Annotated in this window: 15 protein-coding genes; 8 read left to right on the top strand and 7 right to left on the bottom strand. The window is 66.4% G+C overall.

Annotated features, from left to right (window positions below; translation table 11 throughout):
• Window positions 1–4 precede the first annotated feature (4 nt).
• Complete coding sequence (locus AC1MEQ_RS07370) at window positions 5–1,159, top strand: acyl-CoA dehydrogenase family protein (protein WP_479795321.1); 1,155 nt, start codon at window positions 5–7, stop codon at window positions 1,157–1,159.
• A gap of 74 nt (window positions 1,160–1,233) precedes the next feature.
• On the opposite strand, the gene AC1MEQ_RS07375 is transcribed toward AC1MEQ_RS07370, so the two are convergent.
• A complete protein-coding gene (locus AC1MEQ_RS07375) occupies window positions 1,234–1,962 on the bottom strand; it encodes a queuosine precursor transporter (RefSeq protein ID WP_479795323.1) in 729 nt (242 codons plus the stop codon).
• Between the two features lie 233 nt (window positions 1,963–2,195).
• On the opposite strand from AC1MEQ_RS07375, the gene AC1MEQ_RS07380 reads away from it, so the two are divergent.
• From AC1MEQ_RS07380 to AC1MEQ_RS07390, 3 genes are all read left to right on the top strand, one after another.
• On the top strand, window positions 2,196–2,861 hold the full coding sequence (locus tag AC1MEQ_RS07380) for a TetR/AcrR family transcriptional regulator (RefSeq protein WP_479795325.1): 666 nt from the start codon (window positions 2,196–2,198) through the stop codon (window positions 2,859–2,861).
• Window positions 2,858–3,679, top strand: a complete 822-nt coding sequence (gene thiD / locus AC1MEQ_RS07385) for a bifunctional hydroxymethylpyrimidine kinase/phosphomethylpyrimidine kinase (protein ID WP_479795327.1) — start codon at window positions 2,858–2,860, stop codon at window positions 3,677–3,679. The genes AC1MEQ_RS07380 and thiD overlap by 4 nt, the downstream gene beginning before the upstream one ends.
• A gap of 439 nt (window positions 3,680–4,118) precedes the next feature.
• Window positions 4,119–7,478, top strand: a complete 3,360-nt coding sequence (locus tag AC1MEQ_RS07390; RefSeq protein WP_479795329.1) for a S8 family peptidase — start codon at window positions 4,119–4,121, stop codon at window positions 7,476–7,478.
• 72 nt (window positions 7,479–7,550) lie between these two features.
• Here AC1MEQ_RS07390 and AC1MEQ_RS07395 read toward each other — a convergent pair whose 3' ends face one another.
• Genes AC1MEQ_RS07395 through mmsB form a run of 3 tightly spaced genes read right to left on the bottom strand, consistent with a single transcriptional unit; the run spans window position 7,551 to window position 10,899 of the window.
• Window positions 7,551–8,378, bottom strand: coding sequence for an enoyl-CoA hydratase/isomerase family protein (locus AC1MEQ_RS07395; protein WP_479795331.1), 828 nt, complete (start codon window positions 8,376–8,378; stop codon window positions 7,551–7,553).
• Window positions 8,375–9,967: an aldehyde dehydrogenase family protein gene (locus tag AC1MEQ_RS07400; RefSeq protein WP_479795333.1), complete on the bottom strand. Its 1,593-nt coding sequence runs from the start codon at window positions 9,965–9,967 to the stop codon at window positions 8,375–8,377. The genes AC1MEQ_RS07395 and AC1MEQ_RS07400 overlap by 4 nt, the downstream gene beginning before the upstream one ends.
• Entirely contained in the window at window positions 9,964–10,899 is a 936-nt protein-coding gene (mmsB, locus tag AC1MEQ_RS07405; protein ID WP_479796085.1) for a 3-hydroxyisobutyrate dehydrogenase, read from the bottom strand. The genes AC1MEQ_RS07400 and mmsB overlap by 4 nt, the downstream gene beginning before the upstream one ends.
• Window positions 10,900–11,036: 137 nt before the next feature.
• On the opposite strand from mmsB, the gene AC1MEQ_RS07410 reads away from it, so the two are divergent.
• The 4 genes from AC1MEQ_RS07410 to AC1MEQ_RS07425 are packed head-to-tail and all read left to right on the top strand — an operon-like array spanning window position 11,037 to window position 14,495.
• Window positions 11,037–11,942 carry a LysR family transcriptional regulator gene (locus AC1MEQ_RS07410; protein WP_479795335.1) on the top strand — a complete coding sequence of 302 codons (906 nt, stop codon included), beginning with the start codon at window positions 11,037–11,039 and terminating at the stop codon, window positions 11,940–11,942.
• A gap of 48 nt (window positions 11,943–11,990) precedes the next feature.
• The gene (locus tag AC1MEQ_RS07415; protein ID WP_479795337.1) at window positions 11,991–12,377 is read left to right on the top strand and encodes a hypothetical protein; all 387 of its coding nucleotides are present in this window, start codon (window positions 11,991–11,993) and stop codon (window positions 12,375–12,377) included.
• Window positions 12,367–13,830, top strand: coding sequence for a sensor histidine kinase (locus tag AC1MEQ_RS07420; RefSeq protein WP_479795339.1), 1,464 nt, complete (start codon window positions 12,367–12,369; stop codon window positions 13,828–13,830). The genes AC1MEQ_RS07415 and AC1MEQ_RS07420 overlap by 11 nt, the downstream gene beginning before the upstream one ends.
• Window positions 13,827–14,495: a response regulator transcription factor gene (locus AC1MEQ_RS07425; RefSeq protein ID WP_479795341.1), complete on the top strand. Its 669-nt coding sequence runs from the start codon at window positions 13,827–13,829 to the stop codon at window positions 14,493–14,495. Before AC1MEQ_RS07420 ends, AC1MEQ_RS07425 begins: the two co-directional genes overlap by 4 nt.
• A gap of 6 nt (window positions 14,496–14,501) precedes the next feature.
• Here AC1MEQ_RS07425 and AC1MEQ_RS07430 read toward each other — a convergent pair whose 3' ends face one another.
• From AC1MEQ_RS07430 to AC1MEQ_RS07440, 3 genes are all read right to left on the bottom strand, one after another.
• Window positions 14,502–15,386: a polyphosphate polymerase domain-containing protein gene (locus tag AC1MEQ_RS07430; protein WP_479795343.1), complete on the bottom strand. Its 885-nt coding sequence runs from the start codon at window positions 15,384–15,386 to the stop codon at window positions 14,502–14,504.
• Window positions 15,383–16,036 (bottom strand): DUF4956 domain-containing protein, encoded by a 654-nt coding sequence (locus tag AC1MEQ_RS07435; RefSeq protein WP_479795345.1) that lies wholly within the window; start codon window positions 16,034–16,036, stop codon window positions 15,383–15,385. The genes AC1MEQ_RS07430 and AC1MEQ_RS07435 overlap by 4 nt, the downstream gene beginning before the upstream one ends.
• Before the next feature lie 134 nt (window positions 16,037–16,170).
• Window positions 16,171–17,559 (bottom strand): MFS transporter, encoded by a 1,389-nt coding sequence (locus tag AC1MEQ_RS07440; RefSeq protein ID WP_479795347.1) that lies wholly within the window; start codon window positions 17,557–17,559, stop codon window positions 16,171–16,173.
• Window positions 17,560–17,635: the final 76 nt, after the last annotated feature.

Genomic DNA, 17,635 nt, shown 5'->3' on the forward strand with positions numbered 1-17,635 from the left:
AACCATGACTGCAGATCTGTTGTCCATCGATTCCCTCCTCTCCCCCGCGGAGCTCGCCCTCCGCGACAGGGTCCGCTCATTCGTAGATGCCGAGATCAAGCCAAACATCGCCGGATGGTACGAGAATGCGGAGTTCCCGCTGGCTATCGTGCCGAAGATGGCGGAACTCGGACTTCTCGGGATGCACATCAAGGGGTATGGATGCCCCGGCCGAACCTCCGTGGAATACGGACTCGCCGCGTTGGAACTGGAAGCCGGCGATTCGGGCCTGCGCACCTTCGTCAGCGTGCAGGGCTCGTTGGCCATGAGCGCCATTGCCAAGCACGGCTCCGAGGAACAAAAGAACGAGTGGCTCCCGCGCATGGCGGCAGGAAAGGCGATTGGCTGTTTCGGATTGACAGAGCCGACCGCCGGGTCGGACCCGGGTTCCATGGCCACCGTCGCCCGGCGCGACGGTGACGACTGGATCATCAACGGGGCCAAACGCTGGATCGGACTGGCGTCGGTGGCGCAAGTGGCCATCATCTGGGCGGTGACCGACGACGGGGTCCGCGGGTTCGTGGTGCCCACCGATACGCCCGGATTCGTCGCCACGCCGATCCCCCAGAAGCTCTCGATGCGCGCCTCCATCCAGTGCGACATCGCGCTGGACGAGGTGCGGTTGCCTGCCTCGGCCATGCTGCCGAAGGCGAAGGGACTGCGCGGACCGTTCGAGTGCCTGAACGAAGCCCGCTACGGGATCATCTGGGGCGCAATGGGCGCCGCCCGGGACAGCTACCTGTCGGCCCTGGACTACTCGAAGGAGCGCCTGCAGTTCGGCAAGCCCCTCGCTGGGTACCAGCTGACGCAGGAGAAGCTGGTCAACATGGCGCTGGAGATCAACAAGGGCATGCTGCTGGCGCTGCAGATCGGGCGTCTGAAGGATGCCGGGACGCTGGAGCCCTACCAGATCTCCGTTGGCAAGCTGAACAACTGCCGCGAGGCCATCAAGATATGCCGTGACGCCCGCGCGGTCCTCGGCGGCAACGGCATCACACTGGATTACCCGCCGCTGCGCCACGCCAACAACCTCGAGTCCGTGCGCACCTATGAGGGAACGGACGAAGTCCACACGTTGATACTCGGCAATAAGATCACCGGTATTCCGGCGTTCCGCTGATAGGGCCCGAGCGGGACAGCACGATCCATACCGTATGACCGGTGGCGGGTGTCCCGCCACCGGTGACGTGGACCTCAGGCGCCGGCGTGCCCGTAGGTCGGTTCGCGGCGCTTGAACCAGCGGATGACCAGGGTGGTGATCGGCACGAAAAGGAATTCCACTGCCGTCTTGTAGACGAATCCGACCAGGACATAGTTCAGGAAATCCGGAACCGTCGAGATGCCGATCACGGAGGCGGCGATCGAGCAGAAGATCAGGGTGTCGGCGAATTCACCCACGCCGGTCGAACCCATGAGCCGTCCCACGAGACGCTTTTCCCCGAACCGGTCCTTCATCCGCACCAGGACATAGGAGTTCAGCGTCTGTCCCACCAGGAACCCGCACAACGACGCGGCGACAATCTGCCACACCGGCCCCAACGTCTGTTCCAGGGCCGCCTGGCCGGTGTACCAGTCGGCGGCGGGCAACGCGATGACGACCCAGAAGCAGAAGGAGGCGAAGGCGGCCAGCAGGAACGTGATGATGATCGACCGGCGTGCGGCCTTGAACCCATAGACCTCGCTGACCACGTCACCGAGGATGTAGGCCAGCGGGAACAGGAAGAACCCGCCGTCGGTGATGATGGGGCCGAAGGTCACGCCCTTGGTGGCACCGATGTTGGAGAGGATGACCACCACGGCCATCAGGGCCAGCACGGCGGAGAAGTAGGGGCTGCCGGCCGAGGCGTAGACCGCCTGGCGGACGCGCTGGTCCGCGGGCTTCGCGGGCAGGGTGTTGACGGGGTTGCCGGAGGAGGCGTGCATGAAGTTGTTCCCATTCTGGAAGTGGTTCGCCAGGCGTGGATCCCGGGATCTCCCCGGTTCCACCGCCCGCTGTATTAGCACTTGACTCGTCCATTCTCCCATGGAGCACGACGGCGGTGCCTCCAGGTGGTCCACGCCGGCTGGCACTGTCCCGGGAAGCGCAAACACCTGGCTTTTCGAACATGTTCAAAAATGGTTAGACTGGCCCAGATCCCCGCCGTTGCAAGGAAGCCATGGAAACGAAGACGACAAAGTCCGCCCAAACGCGAGCACGCATCCAAAACGTCGCGGTGGAGCTGTTCGCCCGGAACGGCTACCGCGGGACCACGATGCGCGCCATCGCGGTCGAGTCCGGGCTATCGCTGGGTAACGCCTACTACTACTTTCCCTCCAAGGAGGCGCTGGTCCGCGAAATGGCCCGTGGACTCGTGGACAACCAGGTGCGTGCGGCCAGGCCGCGTTTGCGTTCGGGGAACAACCTGCGCGACAACATCCGGGTCGTGCTGGATGCGGCGCTGGACGCACTGGCCCCGTTCCACGATTGCGGCACCGTGCTGCTGCGTGCCGCCATCGGCGAAGACGAGGCATCCGATGTCTCACGGGCCAAGGAATTCGCCCTCTGGCGCCAGGCGGTCGCGGCTTCGCTGCCCCAGCCACCGGCCGCCATCCGCGACGATTTGCCCGAACTGCTCTGGCTCGTCCAGCGCGGCCTGATCATCTTCTGGGCCTACGACGGCTCACCCGGTGCCGAACGCAGTCGCCGCCTGGCGGCCAACGCCGCCTCGCTGATGGCCCGCCTGGCTGTCCTCTCCCGACTCCCGGTGGTGCGGCACATCGTCGACGACGTCATCGGGGTCGTGCGCAATGTGGGGCGTGACCGGCCTAAAATGGGGTCATGACTTCCACGCAACAGCGCACAGCCCCGGCCATCACGCTGACCATCGCCGGATCCGAGGCCACCGGAGGAGCCGGTGCGCAGGCGGATCTGAAAACGTTCCAACAGCTGGGCGTCTTCGGCATTACCGCATTGACCTGCATTGTCGCCTTCGACCCGAAACAGAACTGGGACCACCGGTTCACGCCGGTGGACACGCAGGTCATCGCCGACCAGCTCGAAGCCATCCAGTCTTGCTACGCCGGCCAACTGGACACGGTGAAGCTGGGCATGATGGGAAGCCCCGCGACGATCGACACCGTCGCCACGGCCTTGCGTTCCCAGAAATGGAAGAACGTCGTCCTGGACCCCGTGCTCATCTGCAAGGGGCAGGAGCCCGGCCACGCACTGGACACCGACCAGGCCCTGAAGTCCACGCTGCTGCCACTGGCCACGTTCGTCACCCCGAACCACTTCGAAGCCGAGTCGCTCTCCGGGATCACCATTTCCACCGTCGAGGACCTCGAGCGTGCCGCACGCATCATCCACGAAGCCAGCGGCGCGGCGGTGCTTGCCAAGGGCGGCGTGCGGTTGGCCGGATCCGATGCCGTCGATGTCTTCCACGACGGAACGACGACCGAAATCCTGTCAGCCCCCAAGATCGGCGAAGTTGCCGTCTCCGGAGCCGGATGCTCCCTGGCCGCCGCCATCACCGCCGAACTGGCCAAGGGCGCCACCGCCTTGGAGGCCGCCCGAACGGCCAAGTCCTTCGTCACTACCGGCATCCAACACCGGGTCTCATCGCACGCCCCCTTCGACGCTCTCTGGCAGGGTGGCGCCTGAGCCTGAAGCCTCGCGCAACCCACTGGCGGGATCGACAGCAGCAGGGTGCCCCGCGCATTTTTCTGCCCCAAAGTGTCCAGATTCATCACTTCCGGTGGATTTTCCTTAAGCATCCACGGAATCAGTTGCTTATTGACAGCCCGATCCCGCGAGTTTGCAAACGGCCGGCCTAACCCGCCCGAAACCGCCCCTACCGCGGCCTCGTCTTCACAGACGTCCGCCGACTAACGCCAGCCCGTATCTAGATCCCCCCAGTATTCCCCTGCGAGCGCCGGAATTGACCCGCAATCCTTGTCAACAAACACCACCGGGGTCCCCAAAAAACTGTAAAGCAACTACTTGACTTGTGACCGCAGTCACTTAGGCTATGGCTTGGGGCGCGCGGGGGTAATCGCCCCAACGGTGCCCCAAAACCGCCCAATCGGTTACAAGGAGCATCATGAATCACTCGCACCGGCCCCGGCTTGCCCGGGCCGTCGTGGCAGCGGCCTCGGGAATCGTCCTAGCCGCCACCATGTCGGTTCCGGCCAATGCCGCGCCGAAAGACATTAACAGCACCCCCGGAAGCCAAGCACAGGCCTTCGGGGGTTCTGCGTTGAAGAAGCAGGATCTCACAACCCTGCACGACCTGAAGGTCTCCGGACCCATGGTCAGCAAGAAGGGCGAGGTCACCGCCTACGTCCAATTCAGCGGTGAAGGCGCCTTTGCGGCCACCCAGCCATCCAGCGTGGCCCGCGGCATGGCCAAGCCGGTCAAGAACCCGGCCAAGGTCAAGCAGATCCGCAAGAACATCAAGGCACAGGGCGCGGCCGCGGCGAAGGCCTCCAAGTCCGAGGTCGTCTACACCACGACCAACTCGCTGCCGGGTGTCGCCCTGCGTGGCGACGCGGATGCGCTTCGCGCGCTCGCACAGCGTCCCGACGTCGTGAAGATCACGGCCGTCGTGCCGAAAACGCCGACGAACAAGGGCTCGGTGGTCGACACCAAGGCACTCGATGCCTGGACGGCCCTGGACGAAACCGGCAAGGACGTCACCATTGCCGTGCTCGACACCGGCGTCGACTACACCCACGCCGACTTCGGCGGCCCGGGCACCGTCGAGGCCTACAAGAAGGCGCAGGCCTCCGACACCCTGCCGGCCGCCAACACCGGCCTACGCGACCCCGCCAAGTTCATCGGCGGCTGGGACCTGGTGGGCGACGACTACAACGCCGACCCGGCAGCCGACACATACCAGCCCGTCCCGAAACCCGATGCCAACCCGCTGGACTGCGCGTCCGCCGGCCACGGCACGCATGTCTCCGGCACCGCCGCCGGCTACGGCGTGGATGCCGAGGGCAAGACCTTCACCGGGGACTACTCCAAGCTCAGCGCCGACGAGGTCGCGGGCATGAAGATCGGTCCCGGTTCCGCCCCCGAAGCACAGCTCGTGGGCATCCGCGTCTTCGGCTGCGAAGGCTCGTCCTCCGTCGTGGGCCAGGCTCTCGACTACGTGCTGGACCCGAACAACGACGGAGACTTCAGCGACCGCGCCCAGATCGTGAACATGTCGCTCGGCTCGGACAACTCCCCCGTGGAGGATCCCGAGAACGACATCGTGGACGCACTGGCCAAACAGGGCATCCTCTCCGTCGTCGCCTCCGGCAACGCCGGTGACGTGACCGACGTCGGCGGATCACCGGGCAACTCCCGGTCCTCGCTGACCGTCGCCAACACGGTGGGCTCGAAGATCACCCTCGACGGCGCCCGGATCCTGGCCCCGGCCGACGTGGCCGGCACCGCAGCCGGACAGTATTCGGTGAACTTCGACTACGCCGCCGCCACAGAGGAAGAACTCACCGGCGACGTCGTTGTTGCGGATGCCTCGAACAAGTTCGGTTGCGACGCCTTCCCGGCCGGCACCGACTTCGACGGCAAATGGGTCTGGATCCAGTGGGAAGAGAACGGTGCATTCCCCTGCGGCTCGGCCCAGCGCTTCAACAACATCGCTGCCGCTGGCGGCGCCGGCGTCGTCCTGGATTCCCCGCGCAGCGTGTTCGACGCCGGCATCGCCGGCAACGCCACGATCCCGGGCATCCAGTTCAACAAGGACTACTCCGAGAAGCTGCGTCCGGCCGCCGAGGCAGGCACCCTGAAGGTGCAGCTCGACCAGGACCTCATCGGTACCGCCTCCGGCGAATCCGGTGCCCTGGACACGCTGAACTCCAGCTCCTCGCGTGGCGTCCACGGCTCCAACGGCATCGTCAAGCCAGATGTCGCCGCACCCGGCACCCTCATCGGTTCCGCCGGAGTGGGCACGGGCAACGGACCGGCCGTCATGACCGGCACCTCGATGGCCACCCCGCTGACCGCGGGCATCGCCGCCCTGGTCGCCGGATCCGGTGACTACACCGCGTACCAGGTCAAGTCCATCGTGATGAACACGGCCACGGCCGACGTCACGGCAGCCAACGGCGAGGTTTACGGGCCGAACCGTGTGGGTTCCGGACGCGTCATCGCCGATGCCGCGATCAAGACCCCCGTCTATGCCTACGCCACCGATGCACCGGACCTGACCTCGCTCTCGTTCGGCGTCATTGAACTGGGGCAGAAGCAGGTCAAGAAGACCAGCTCGATCACGGTGCAGAACAAGTCGAAGTTCACCCAGAACTACAGCCTCGACTACGTTCCGGCCACCACGATCCCCGGCGCCAGCTACTCGCTGAGCACCGACAGGGTCAGCATCCAGCCGGGCACGTCCAAGCAGGTCGAGGTCACCTTGACCATCGACCCGAAGAAGTTCGCCAAGACCATGGACCCGACGATGGACAAGCAGCAGTTGGGCTTGAACCGCCAGTACCTGGCCGACGCGACAGGACGCATCGAACTGACCGCCAAGGGCCAGCCGGCCCTGCGTGTGCCGGTCCAGGCTGCCCCCAAGGCGTCCAGTGACATGGCAGTGAGCAAAAAGAACATCAAGACCAAGAAGGGTGCGGTCACCGCCGACGTCACGCTCAAGGGCAAGGGCCTGCTGCTGGGCAACGGCGACGAGCGCGTCCTGTCGTTGGTTTCCGCCTTCGAGCTCGGTGACACCAGCGCCAAGCTCCCGAAGTCGGCCGACGAGATCCCCGGCGCACGCGCCATGGACCTGCAGTACGTCGGTGCCGCCTCCGACGCCCCGTCCAACGGGATCGCCAACGGCTTGTTGAACATTGGCGTCAGCACCTTCGGCAACTGGGCCCATCTGGCCGGTGGCACGGAGATCGACGTCGAGATCGACACCAACGGCGACAACCAGGCCGACTTCGTCACGTTCAACACGAACGTCGACTCGCTCGACTTGGACCTTGCGGCGACCTACAACCTGAAATCCGGTGAACAGGTCGATCTCTGGCCGACCAACGGCCTGACCGGGGAGACGGACTCCAACACGTTCGACACGAGCACGGTCAGCCTGCCGGTCTCGCTGGCGTCGCTGGGCCTGACGGAGAAGTCCTCCGGCCAGATCCAGTACCGGGTCTCCACGTGGAGCCAGTACAACGCGGACGAGTCCGGCGCCCAGGTGCCGGTGGACTCCACCGACTGGATCGCCTACAACGCGGTTGATCCGGACCTGTGGTTCGAGGGTGCCGGCACCGGGACGGCCTTTGCCGACCTTCCGGGGCAGACCCTGACGGCCCACGTCCAGGATTACTCCAACGCCTTCCCGAAGAAGATGGCGATGGCCAAGAAGAAGGACAACCAGGAGCAGGGCCTCTTCCTGCACCTGCACAACCAGACGGGCGACAAGGCCCAGGTCGTGACCTTCACGAAGCGGTAACCGCACCAACAGGGAAGGTGCCGGCGGTTTCACACCGCCGGCACCTTCTTTTTGTGTCCAGGTTCCCTGGGCTCAGGGGCGCCCGGCCTCCGGCCGCCACGGGAAGTCCGGGTCCCGGCGTTGGAGGAAAGCGGCGACCCCTTCGTCGATGTCGGGCCCTGCAGCCATGCCGGTCCAGGCGCCGTCCCACGCACCAGCCAGCTCGGACGGGTCGGTCGCCGGGTCACCCGCGGCATCGATGAGCCGCTTGGTGGTGTGCATCGAATAGCGCGAGCGGGCCCGCAGTTCCGCGAGCAACTCCTGCACACCGGCGTCGAACCGGTCCGCCGGCAGCACCTCGGCCACCAGGCCCATGGCCTGGGCGCGGTGCGCCGAAAACGTCCGGGCAGACATCAGCACGTATTTCGCCGTCGCCGGACCCAGCAGGCGGACCAGCCGATCGACACCGGCCCGGGGGTAGATGATGCCCAGCTTGGCCGGGGTGATGCCGAACGAGGCGTCATCGGAGGCGACGATGAAGTCGCAGGCGGAGGCCAGTTGCCAGCCGCCTCCCATGCAGTGGCCCTGCACGACGGCGATGGTCGGCTTCGCGACGCGTCCCAGGGCACGGTCTGCCGCGGTGAGGTGGTCGGTGGCCCCGTCGTCGTCCAGGATGACGTCGCGCAGCTCCCCAATGGACACCCCGGCGCTGAAGGTCCCGCCGCTCCCCCTCACGGTGACGACGTCGACGTCCCCTCGCGCGTCCAGGTCGGCGGCCGCGTGCGCGATGGATCGGCACATCGTCCGGGTCAACGCGTTGCGCTGGGCGGTATGGCGCAGCAGGATCGTGCCGACCCCGGCATCGACCGTGACGGTGATGCCGGGTCCGGTATCCGGTGCCGACGCGTCGGGGTCGCTCATGAGCCGTCGCGGGACGGGCGAAGCTTGACGTTGATCTGCTTGGTCTGGGTGAAGCCCTCGAGCATTCCCTCCAGGGAGACCTCTCGGCCCATGCCGGACTGCTTGTACCCGCCGTAGGCCTGGCCGACGACCTGGCCACCTCCCTGGTTGACTTGGACCCAGCCTGCCTGCAGGGCATGCGCGGTGTTCAGCGCCCGGTCCAGGTCGTGGCTGAAGACGTACGCGGCGAGCCCGAAGTGGGTGTCATTGGCCATCCGGACGACCTCTTCGGTGCTCGAGAACGGAATCGCCATCAGCACCGGGCCGAAGATCTCCTCGCGGGCCAACCGGAAGTCGTTGCGACCACCGCCGAAGACCGTGGGGACATGGTAGTAGCCGCGGGTCAGTTCACCCTCGGTGGGGGCGCTGCCACCCAGCAGGGTCTCGAGTCCGCCGAGGGTGCGCCCCTCATCCAGGTACCCGGTGATGCCCTCGAACTGCTTGGCGTTGATGACCGCCCCCATGTCGCTGGACTCCTCCAGGGGATCCCCGACCTTCATGGACCCCAGGCGTGGCACGAGCTGTGAGAGCACGTCGTCGTAGACGTCCTGGTGGATGAACAGGCGGGAGCCCGCGGTGCAGCTCTGGCCCTGGCGCGCGAAGCGCGAGGCCAGCAGCAGCTGGTCGACGAGGTCGTCGTCGACAGCGTCCGGGTACACGATCGACGGGTTCTTGCCGCCGAGTTCGAGTGACATGTGGGCCAGTCGTTCACCGGCCTGCGCCGCGACGCCGCGGCCGACCTCGGTGGAGCCGGTGAAGGAGACCTTGTCCACCCCCGGGTGTTCGGTGAGGGCCTGGCCGATCACGGAGCCGCGGCCGGTCAGCGCGTTCAGGACGCCCGCGGGCAGGTGGCGGTTGCAGACCTCGGCCAGCTTCAGGATGGTCAGGGGGGCGTCGTCGGCCGCCTTGAGGATGATGGTGTTGCCGGCGGCGAGGGCCGCCGGGATCTTGAAGCCGGCGATCATCAGCGGGGAGTTCCACGGCAGGATGGCGGCCACCACCCCGAGGGGCTCGCGCCGGGTGTACTGCAGCTGGTCCTCCCCCGCCGGCAGGGTGGTTCCCTTGACCTCCCCGGCCACACCGGAGAAGTAGCGGAACAACGCGACCAGGGTGGCGACCTCGGGGCGTGCCTGGGTGCGGATGGCATTGCCGGTATCCAGGGCGGTCAGCCGGGCGAATTCCTCTGCCTCCGCCTCGATGTCGTCGGCGATGAGGGCCAGGGGGCGTGCCCGCCGGGTGAAGTGCAGCGCGGCCCAGGCCGGGAAGGCCCGCCGTGCGGCGTCGACGGCCCGGTCGACATCCTGCGTGTCCGATGCCGGTACCCGGGCGATGACCGAAGCGCGCAGGGCAGGGTTGGCGACTTCGCGCCACTGCCCCGAGACGGCATCGACGCGTTCGCCCCCGACCCACTGCGGCCAGTCCAGGATCTCGGACCCGGACGAGCGGCCGGTGTCCACCGACGTTCCGGCGGCCTCGTTCACCGCGGTCCGGGCAGCCGTCTGGCGCTCGCCGTTGGCGGGATCTTTCGAAATATCGGTGTTCTGGCTCATGCTGCTCCTCCGGTGGTCGAAACGGGCGTCGAGGTGCCCGGCTGGTGGGAGCCGTCGACGAGCTGGACGATGGCCGAGCAGTCCAGCCCCTTCTTCCCATCCTGCACCAGTGTCTCGAACATTGACGAGACCTGCTCGGCCAGCGCCAGCGGTGTGCCGGTCTGCCGGGCGGCCGCCAGGGCCAGGTTGATGTCCTTGTGCGCCAACTCGGTGGTGAAGGTCGGGGCGAAATCGTTGTTGGATGCCGCCGTGGGCACGACACCAGGCAACGGGTACCAGGTGCGCAGCGCCCAGCTGTCTCCGGACGAGACGCTGGCGATGTTCCAGAAGACCTTGCGGTCCAATCCAAGCCGATCCGCCAGGACGGCGCCCTCGGACGTGGAGGCCAGGTTGATGAAGAGCATGAGGTTGTTGCAGATCTTTGCGGCCTGGCCGGTGGTGGCCGCCCCGGTGGGGATGATGTTCGCGGCCATCGGTTCGATGTAGGCGCTGGCGTCCCGGACGGCGTCGTCCTGTCCGCCGACCATGAAGGTCAGGGTGCCGGCTTCGGCGCCGGAGATCCCGCCGGAGACGGGCGCGTCGACGAAACGGTTGCCATGCGCGGCAGCCGCATCATGGAGTGTCCGGGCGGACTCGATGTCGATGGTGGAGGAGTCCACCAGCAGCACATCGGTGCCGACGGTTTCGAGGATCCCGCCCTCGCCGAGGTAGACGGCCTTGGCGTGGTCGCCTTTGGGTAGCATCGTGAAGACGACGTCGGCGCCGTCGATGGCCTCGGCGATGCTCCCGGCCGGCGTGACGCCGTGCGTGGTGGCCTCGGCCAGGGCGTCAGCACTGAGGTCGAAGCCGCGCACGGCATGTCCTGCCGTGACGAGGTTCGCCGTCATGGGCCCGCCCATGTGTCCAAGTCCGATCCATCCAACAGTCGCCATTTCCTGCCTGCCCTTCAACGTGGTGTCCGACGGGGATTCGCCGCCGCCTATGACCACCATCACATGCTGATATGGTGCATTCAAGCACTAAAAAGGTATAAGTGCTGTGCACGAATGCACAGCCAGAACGGTTGGCGATGAGCACGAACAGATTCCCGAGCCCAGATGACCTGCTCATCCTGCTCACCGTTGCCCGGCTCGGGCGATTTACGGCGGTCGCGGAGGCCTTGGAGACGACGCACACCACCGTCTCCCGCAGAATGGCCGCACTGGATCGACAGCTGGGGGGCCGCACCTTGGCCAGGACCTCGAGCGGATGGGAACTGACGGACCTGGGACGGCACGCACTGCGTGCCGCGGAATCGATCGAATCGAGCCTGACTGCCCTGAAGGCCGAGGTGAGCCAACGCGGGGAGACAGTTGCCGGCGTCGTCCGCGTCCATGTCAGCGATGCCTTCGGCGCCTACATTGCAGGACCGGCGGTGGTGGGCCTGCAGCGTGACCATCCGCGGCTGAAAGTCGAGCTGCTCAGTGCAACACGTCGCGCCAGCCGGAACCGGTCCGGCGTCGACCTGGAAGTCGTCGCCGGCCGGGTGGAGGACTCGCGTGCCGAGGTCATGGTCCTGACCGAATACGTCCTGCGCTTGTTCGCCAGCCCCGACTACCTCCGCGATGCGGGAACCCCGACGTCCCTGGCCGATCTGGGCCGGCACCGGTTTATCTCCTACGTTGATTCCGAACTGCAGGTTTCAGAACTCGACTACCGCGCGACCGGCCTCCCGGTGCCCTCGGCCGCCTTCCAGGCCACCAGCATTTTCGCTCAGGTCCAAGCGGTTCGCGCGGGCGGTGGGATCGGCATGCTCCCGTCCTACGTGGTGCATGGAGACCAGGCGTTCGCCCCGGTCCTGGCAGGATCCTTCGAACGTCGCGTGACCTATTCGGCGCTGGCCCGCCCGGAGTCTCTGCGCTCGCCGGGGGTTCAGGCGGTGATCGGCGCCTTCCTGGCCGAAACCCGTGCACAACGGGCGGGGCTGGCTTCCTGATGGCGCATTTCTCATCTTCGTCTCATCTGGAGCGCCCACAATGGTGCCATGGGTAGCACAAGATCACGCCGGCTCACCAGCACCCTCGTGGTGTTGATGGTCCTCGGGCTCGCCATTGCCGGACTCACCCGTGTCCTGGCGACCCCGCCGGCGCGGAACCTGGGCCCCGGCATCGTCGTGAACCAGAGCGGGTCCGCCCCGCCCGTGGGAGCTCCCAGCGGAACCGCGACGGCTCCGGCCCCCTCGAGCACCCCTGCCGGGGGCACCCCTGCGGCTTCCTCGAGTTCCCCGGCCACACCGCCCCGGTCAACCCGCTCCTCCTCCCCCAGCTCGTCGACACACCAGTCCACCCACTCGCGCGCGCCGGTCACGCCGCTCCCGCCGTCGGACCCGGACGACGATGATGATGGCAACGACGATGACTATGACGACTGAGCCACTGGGCCGCCGGTGGTCCATCAGGGCTCGTGTGCTCGGCGGGATGCTGCTGCTGGTTGGCCTTGCCCTGGTCCTGGCCGGCACGACCATCTACGCGGTGGAGCGCAGCGAGCTGAACGACCGCCTGGATGATTCGCTGTCCCGCTCGGTGCAGGAATTCCGGGTCCTGGCCAGCACGGGCCTGGATCCGCGCACGCGCCAGCCCTACGCACACGCGGAGGACTTGCTCTACACGGCCATGCAACGAACCCTGCCCTCGACCAATCAGGGCCTGATCGGCCTCACCGCCCATCGGCTGCAGTGGACCGCGCCAGATGTCGTGCGGTTGCGCCTGGAGGACGACGCCGACTTCCTGGCCTGGGCCACACGTTCGACACGGGGTGACGACGCGAGCATCGAGACGGTGACCACACCGGTGACGACCTACCGCGCCGTCGTCGTGCCGGTCCAGCTGTCCTCGGATCCGCAACCCGGCCGCTTCGTGCTCGCCTATGACTACTCGGCGGAGCTGCGCCGCATCAACCAGAACTTCGCGGTCTTCGGCGCCGTGGGCGTCCTGGTCATGCTGCTGGCCGCAGCTGCTGCCTGGCTGTTCGTGGAGCGCATGCTGCGGCCCATCCGGCTGTTGCGGAGCACCGCCCAACAGATCTCTGAATCGGACCTCTCACGCCGGATCGAGGTGTCCGGAAACGACGAATTCGCCGAACTGACCATCACCATCAACGCCATGCTCGACCGCCTCGAGGGCGCCGTGGAATCACAGCGCAAGCTGTTGGACGACGTCGGACACGAGCTGCGCACGCCCGTCACCATCGTGCGCGGCCACCTCGAGGTCATGGACGAGCGGGATCCCGAGGACGTGGTGCAGTCGCGCGAGATCTCCCTCGACGAGCTGGGGCGCATGTCGCTGATGATCAACGACCTGGTCACGCTGGCGACGTCGAATCGGACGGACTTCGTAGTCCCGCGGCCCACCGACGTGGGCGTCCTGCTTGACGACATTCTGGACAAAGCCACCGCCCTGGGCGAGCGCAGATGGCGCATCGGCCACCGTATCGAGGCACGTGTCTGGCTCGACCCGGCCCGGGTGACACAGGCCATGCTGCAGTTGTGCGCCAATGCCGTGAAGTTCTCCCCGGCGGACTCGGCGATCGTCCTGGGCTCGCAGCTGCTCATCGGCTCCCCGGCAGGCGGTGCCGATCGACACATCCTGCGACTCTGGGTGAAGGATGACGGCGTCGGCGTCGACGAGGAGGACCAAGTGCGCATCTTCGACCGTTTCGGCCGTGGCCGGAACAGCAGCCGCGCGGAGGGCTCCGGCCTGGGACTCAGCATTGTCTCGGCCATTGCCGCGGCCCATGGTGGAATGGTCTCGATGGACTCCGCACCGGGCGCCGGGTCCACCTTCAGGATCGACATCCCGGTGACGGGCAGAAGCGAGCACGCATGAGCCGGATCCTGATCATCGAGGACGAACAACGCATCAGTTCCTTTGTCGCCAAGGGACTCAAGGCCGCCGGTCTGGCACCGGTCGTGGCCGACACCGGCCACGAGGGCGGGAACCTCGCCCTGACCGGATCCTTCGAACTCATCATCCTGGACCTGGGCCTGCCCGACGAGGACGGCTTCTCCGTCCTGAAGCGCCTGCGCGAAGAAGACGTCACGACGCCGGTGATCATCCTGACCGCCCGTGGCGGCGTTGACGACACGGTGGCCGGACTCCGGGGCGGCGCCGACGACTACATGGCCAAGCCCTTCCATTTCGACGAATTGCTGGCCCGTGTCCGGCTGCGGCTGCGGACCGGCGACAACGGCTCCGACACGGCGGTCCTCCGCCACGGGAGCCTGGAGATGGACTTCATGCACCGGAGGGCCCGCGTGCACGGCCGGGAAGTGGACCTCTCGGTCCGCGAGTTCTCGCTCGCCGAGGCCTTCATCCGCAATCCCGGCCAGGTGCTCAGCCGCGAACAGCTCCTCTCGCGGGTCTGGGGCTACGACTTCGACCCCGGGTCCAATGTCGTGGACGTGTACGTGCGCTACCTGCGCAACAAGCTCGGAAGTGACAGGATCGAGACCGTGCGCGGCGTAGGCTACCGTCTCGTGCCCGACGCGTAGGCCCGGTCACGCCGCCCGGACCGGCTCCCAGTCGAAGTTGCGGCGCAGCAGCCGGCTCCACCGGTTGGCAGCCAGCTCGGGGTGCAACAGCGCCATCCCAACGCAGTACTTGCTCATGCTGACCGGACGGATGCCCATCCGCGCCAGGGCCCGGTCCGCGGCGCCGCGACCGTAGACGGTCTTGGTCTCGACCACGAACAGGTCTGGCCCGTGGAGCAGTTTCCGGTGGTTGGCGTAGGTGAGGTCCGCATCGCAGGTAAGCCGTTCGCCGTCGTATGGGTTGACGAAGGTGGCCCGCACGTAGTTGCTGTCGAGCACCGGCTCCAGATCGGGAACGTCCAGGCCGTAGTCGGATACCAGCACGTCCGCCAGGAAGGACCGCGAATCATCCGTGAGGATACCCGCTTCACGTACGTCCTGCGGCAGGCGGTGCTTCACCGTCGCCCCACGTCGGCCCTTGGTCTTGACCTCGAACATCGACAGGCCACTGTCCACATAGGTCCGGGTGCGCACCTTGTACCGCCGCCGGCGGCCCTGCCGATGGGCCCGGAATTGCTCGAAATCCTGGGTATCGAAGTACACCGACGCGTAGCGGAAGGTGCGCAGGCCATCGATTTCGAGAATGCGAAACCTCCGGTCCAGGCCACCGACCAGGGTGGTGAACTGCTCCCGGGTCAGCAGGAACTTGCGGTCGACCCGCGTCTGCAGGGCTGCGTCGCGCATGACCTCGTCCAGGCCGATCGGCTGCCGGTTCCGCACGGCCGCTTCCAAGGTGGCACGCGCGGTCCCGTGGGGTGCGGCGGAGCGGCTGGTGCTGGCCGGGCCCTCGGCTTGCCTGGCCTCCGCCTCCCCGCAGCTCCCTGCCGGACCGCATCCCTCCTGGATGGTCATGACCACGTCTCCTGGGGGATGCGGGGCTGCCCGGCCAGCCGGTACGCTTCGGCATCCCGGAGAGCCCCCGCGGTGGGTGCGGCCGGTGACCGGGTGTCTCCGGGATGTGTCCTGAAGCGGACGTCGACGACGGTCAGGTCACGTACGAGGTCCAGTTCCAGGACGACCGTGCGCAGCACTCGGGCTTGCAGGAGCTGCTCCAATGCGGCGATCAGGTCTTCCTTGAGGGGGTATGCGGCATCGAGGGTGACCGTCTGCCGTGCAGTATGCGGGGCGAAGCGCGGATGATCGGCAAGGAACATCACCAGCACCAGGCCCGACGTCACAGCCGGCGCGAACCAGGCCGGATCCGGATGCAGCCCGTTCACCAGGCCGACGGCCAGGGAGACGAAGTAGTACGCGACCTCCTCCTGCGTCAGCGTGTCCGAACGCAGCCTGATGATCGACAGGATCCCGAAGAGGCCCAACCCCAGCCCCATGCCGGCGCCACTGCCCGCGAGCAGGAGCGTGACCGCGAAAATCCCCATGCTCAGTGCCACGTAGGCGAGCACCAGGTCCCGGCGGAAATGCCGACGGAAGTACACCACGTACACCAGCACTGTCATGCCGACAACGTTTGCGGCCAGGGCCGCCCAGAAGGACAACATCATGATCTCCTTTTCCTCAATCCTTTTCCTCTTGCCTCAAGGCTAGGGGCCCGAAATGAGGGAAAGGAAAGGGGAAGATGAGGGTCTTCTCATCTTCCCCTTGATGGCCGTGGGATGTCCGCCGGCCGGTGGTCACGCTAGAGCGTGCCGGCCTCCTTCTTGGCGGCATTGGCCCGCAGGGCAGCAGTCCCATCCGCGTCGGCCTGGTCGACGTCCTGCAGCGAGATGCCGCGCGTTTCCTTCAGGAGAAGCACCGAGACGGCGGTGATGGCGCAGGCGATGAGCAGGTAGATCGCCACCGGTACGGACGAGCTGTACTTCTCCACCAGCGAAGTGGCGATGATCGGCGCCAGCGACCCGGCGACGATCGAGGTGACCTGGTAGCCCAGGGAGACACCGGAGTACCTCATCCGCGTGGGGAACATCTCGGCCATGATCGCCGGCTGGCCGGCATACATCAGCGCGTGGAAGCACAGGCCAATGGTCACGGAGGCAAGGATGATCCAGTCATTGCCGGTGTCCATCATCGGGAAGGCAAAGAAGCCCCATGAGGCGCCGGTGATGGCACCAAGCAGATACGTCGGCTTGCGGCCGATCGCATCGGACAGGCGGCCCACCTGCGGGACCACGAAGAAGTGGATGACGTGTGCCAGCAGCAGCATGGACAGGATGTGCGATGTCTCGATCCCGACAATGATCTTCAGATACGTGATGGAGAACGTGACCACCAGGTAGTAGAGGATGTTCTCCGCGAAGCGCAGTCCCATGGCTGTGAAGACGCCGCGGGGGTAGCGCTTGAAGACCTCGACGATGCCGTAGCCGACATCCTTGTTCTGCTCGATCTTCTTCTGCTCCTCCAGGAAGATCGGGGCATCGGAGATCTTGGTGCGGATGTAGTAGCCGATGAGCACGATGACGGCGGACAGCCAGAAGCCCACGCGCCAGCCCCATCCGAGGAAGGCCTCCTCGCTCAGCGCGAAGGAAAGGAACAGCAGGACGCCGGTGGCCAACAGGTTGCCCATGGGGACCGCCGCCTGGGGCCAGCTGGCCCAGAAGCCGCGCCGGTCATTCGGGCTGTGCTCGGCGACGAGCAGCACGGCGCCGCCCCATTCCCCGCCCACGGCAAAGCCCTGGATAAAGCGCAGGACCACCAGCAGGACCGGGGCCCCGTAGCCGATGGCGTCGAACCCGGGCAGGCAGCCCATGAGGAAGGTGGAGACGCCAACCAGGATGATGGAGAACTGCAGCAGCTTCTTGCGGCCGAACTTGTCGCCGAAGTGCCCGAAGACGATGCCGCCGATTGGCCGGGCGATGAATCCGACGGCGTAGGTCAGGAAGGCCTTCATGATGCCGTCGAGGTCGCTATCCGAGTTGGGGAAGAACAAGTGGCCGAAGACCAGCGTGGACGCTGCCGCATACAGGAAGAATTCGTACCATTCGACGACGGTGCCCGCCATCGAGGCCACGACCACCTTCTTCAAGCCGGCGCCGAGTCCCGGTTGACTCGTCGGCGTTTGTGCCGCCATGTTGATGCTCCTCAAATTGACGCGATGTGTGAGTGGCAGCCGACTTGTAGTGCCATGTGATGCACGGCACAGTCGG

The sequence above is a fragment of the Arthrobacter sp. ASL1 genome (assembly GCF_056680475.1).

Bases quoted from the DNA above. Each gene is read 5' to 3' on its own strand.
- AC1MEQ_RS07370 (WP_479795321.1), top strand. From the start codon at position 5: ATGACTGCAGATCTGTTGTCCATCGATTCCCTCCTCTCCCCCGCGGAG.
- AC1MEQ_RS07375 (WP_479795323.1), bottom strand. From the start codon at position 1,962: ATGCACGCCTCCTCCGGCAACCCCGTCAACACCCTGCCCGCGAAGCCC.
- AC1MEQ_RS07380 (WP_479795325.1), top strand. From the start codon at position 2,196: ATGGAAACGAAGACGACAAAGTCCGCCCAAACGCGAGCACGCATCCAA.
- thiD (WP_479795327.1), top strand. From the start codon at position 2,858: ATGACTTCCACGCAACAGCGCACAGCCCCGGCCATCACGCTGACCATC.
- AC1MEQ_RS07390 (WP_479795329.1), top strand. From the start codon at position 4,119: ATGAATCACTCGCACCGGCCCCGGCTTGCCCGGGCCGTCGTGGCAGCG.
- AC1MEQ_RS07395 (WP_479795331.1), bottom strand. From the start codon at position 8,378: ATGAGCGACCCCGACGCGTCGGCACCGGATACCGGACCCGGCATCACC.
- AC1MEQ_RS07400 (WP_479795333.1), bottom strand. From the start codon at position 9,967: ATGAGCCAGAACACCGATATTTCGAAAGATCCCGCCAACGGCGAGCGC.
- mmsB (WP_479796085.1), bottom strand. From the start codon at position 10,899: ATGGCGACTGTTGGATGGATCGGACTTGGACACATGGGCGGGCCCATG.
- AC1MEQ_RS07410 (WP_479795335.1), top strand. From the start codon at position 11,037: ATGAGCACGAACAGATTCCCGAGCCCAGATGACCTGCTCATCCTGCTC.
- AC1MEQ_RS07415 (WP_479795337.1), top strand. From the start codon at position 11,991: ATGGGTAGCACAAGATCACGCCGGCTCACCAGCACCCTCGTGGTGTTG.
- AC1MEQ_RS07420 (WP_479795339.1), top strand. From the start codon at position 12,367: ATGACGACTGAGCCACTGGGCCGCCGGTGGTCCATCAGGGCTCGTGTG.
- AC1MEQ_RS07425 (WP_479795341.1), top strand. From the start codon at position 13,827: ATGAGCCGGATCCTGATCATCGAGGACGAACAACGCATCAGTTCCTTT.
- AC1MEQ_RS07430 (WP_479795343.1), bottom strand. From the start codon at position 15,386: ATGACCATCCAGGAGGGATGCGGTCCGGCAGGGAGCTGCGGGGAGGCG.
- AC1MEQ_RS07435 (WP_479795345.1), bottom strand. From the start codon at position 16,036: ATGATGTTGTCCTTCTGGGCGGCCCTGGCCGCAAACGTTGTCGGCATG.
- AC1MEQ_RS07440 (WP_479795347.1), bottom strand. From the start codon at position 17,559: ATGGCGGCACAAACGCCGACGAGTCAACCGGGACTCGGCGCCGGCTTG.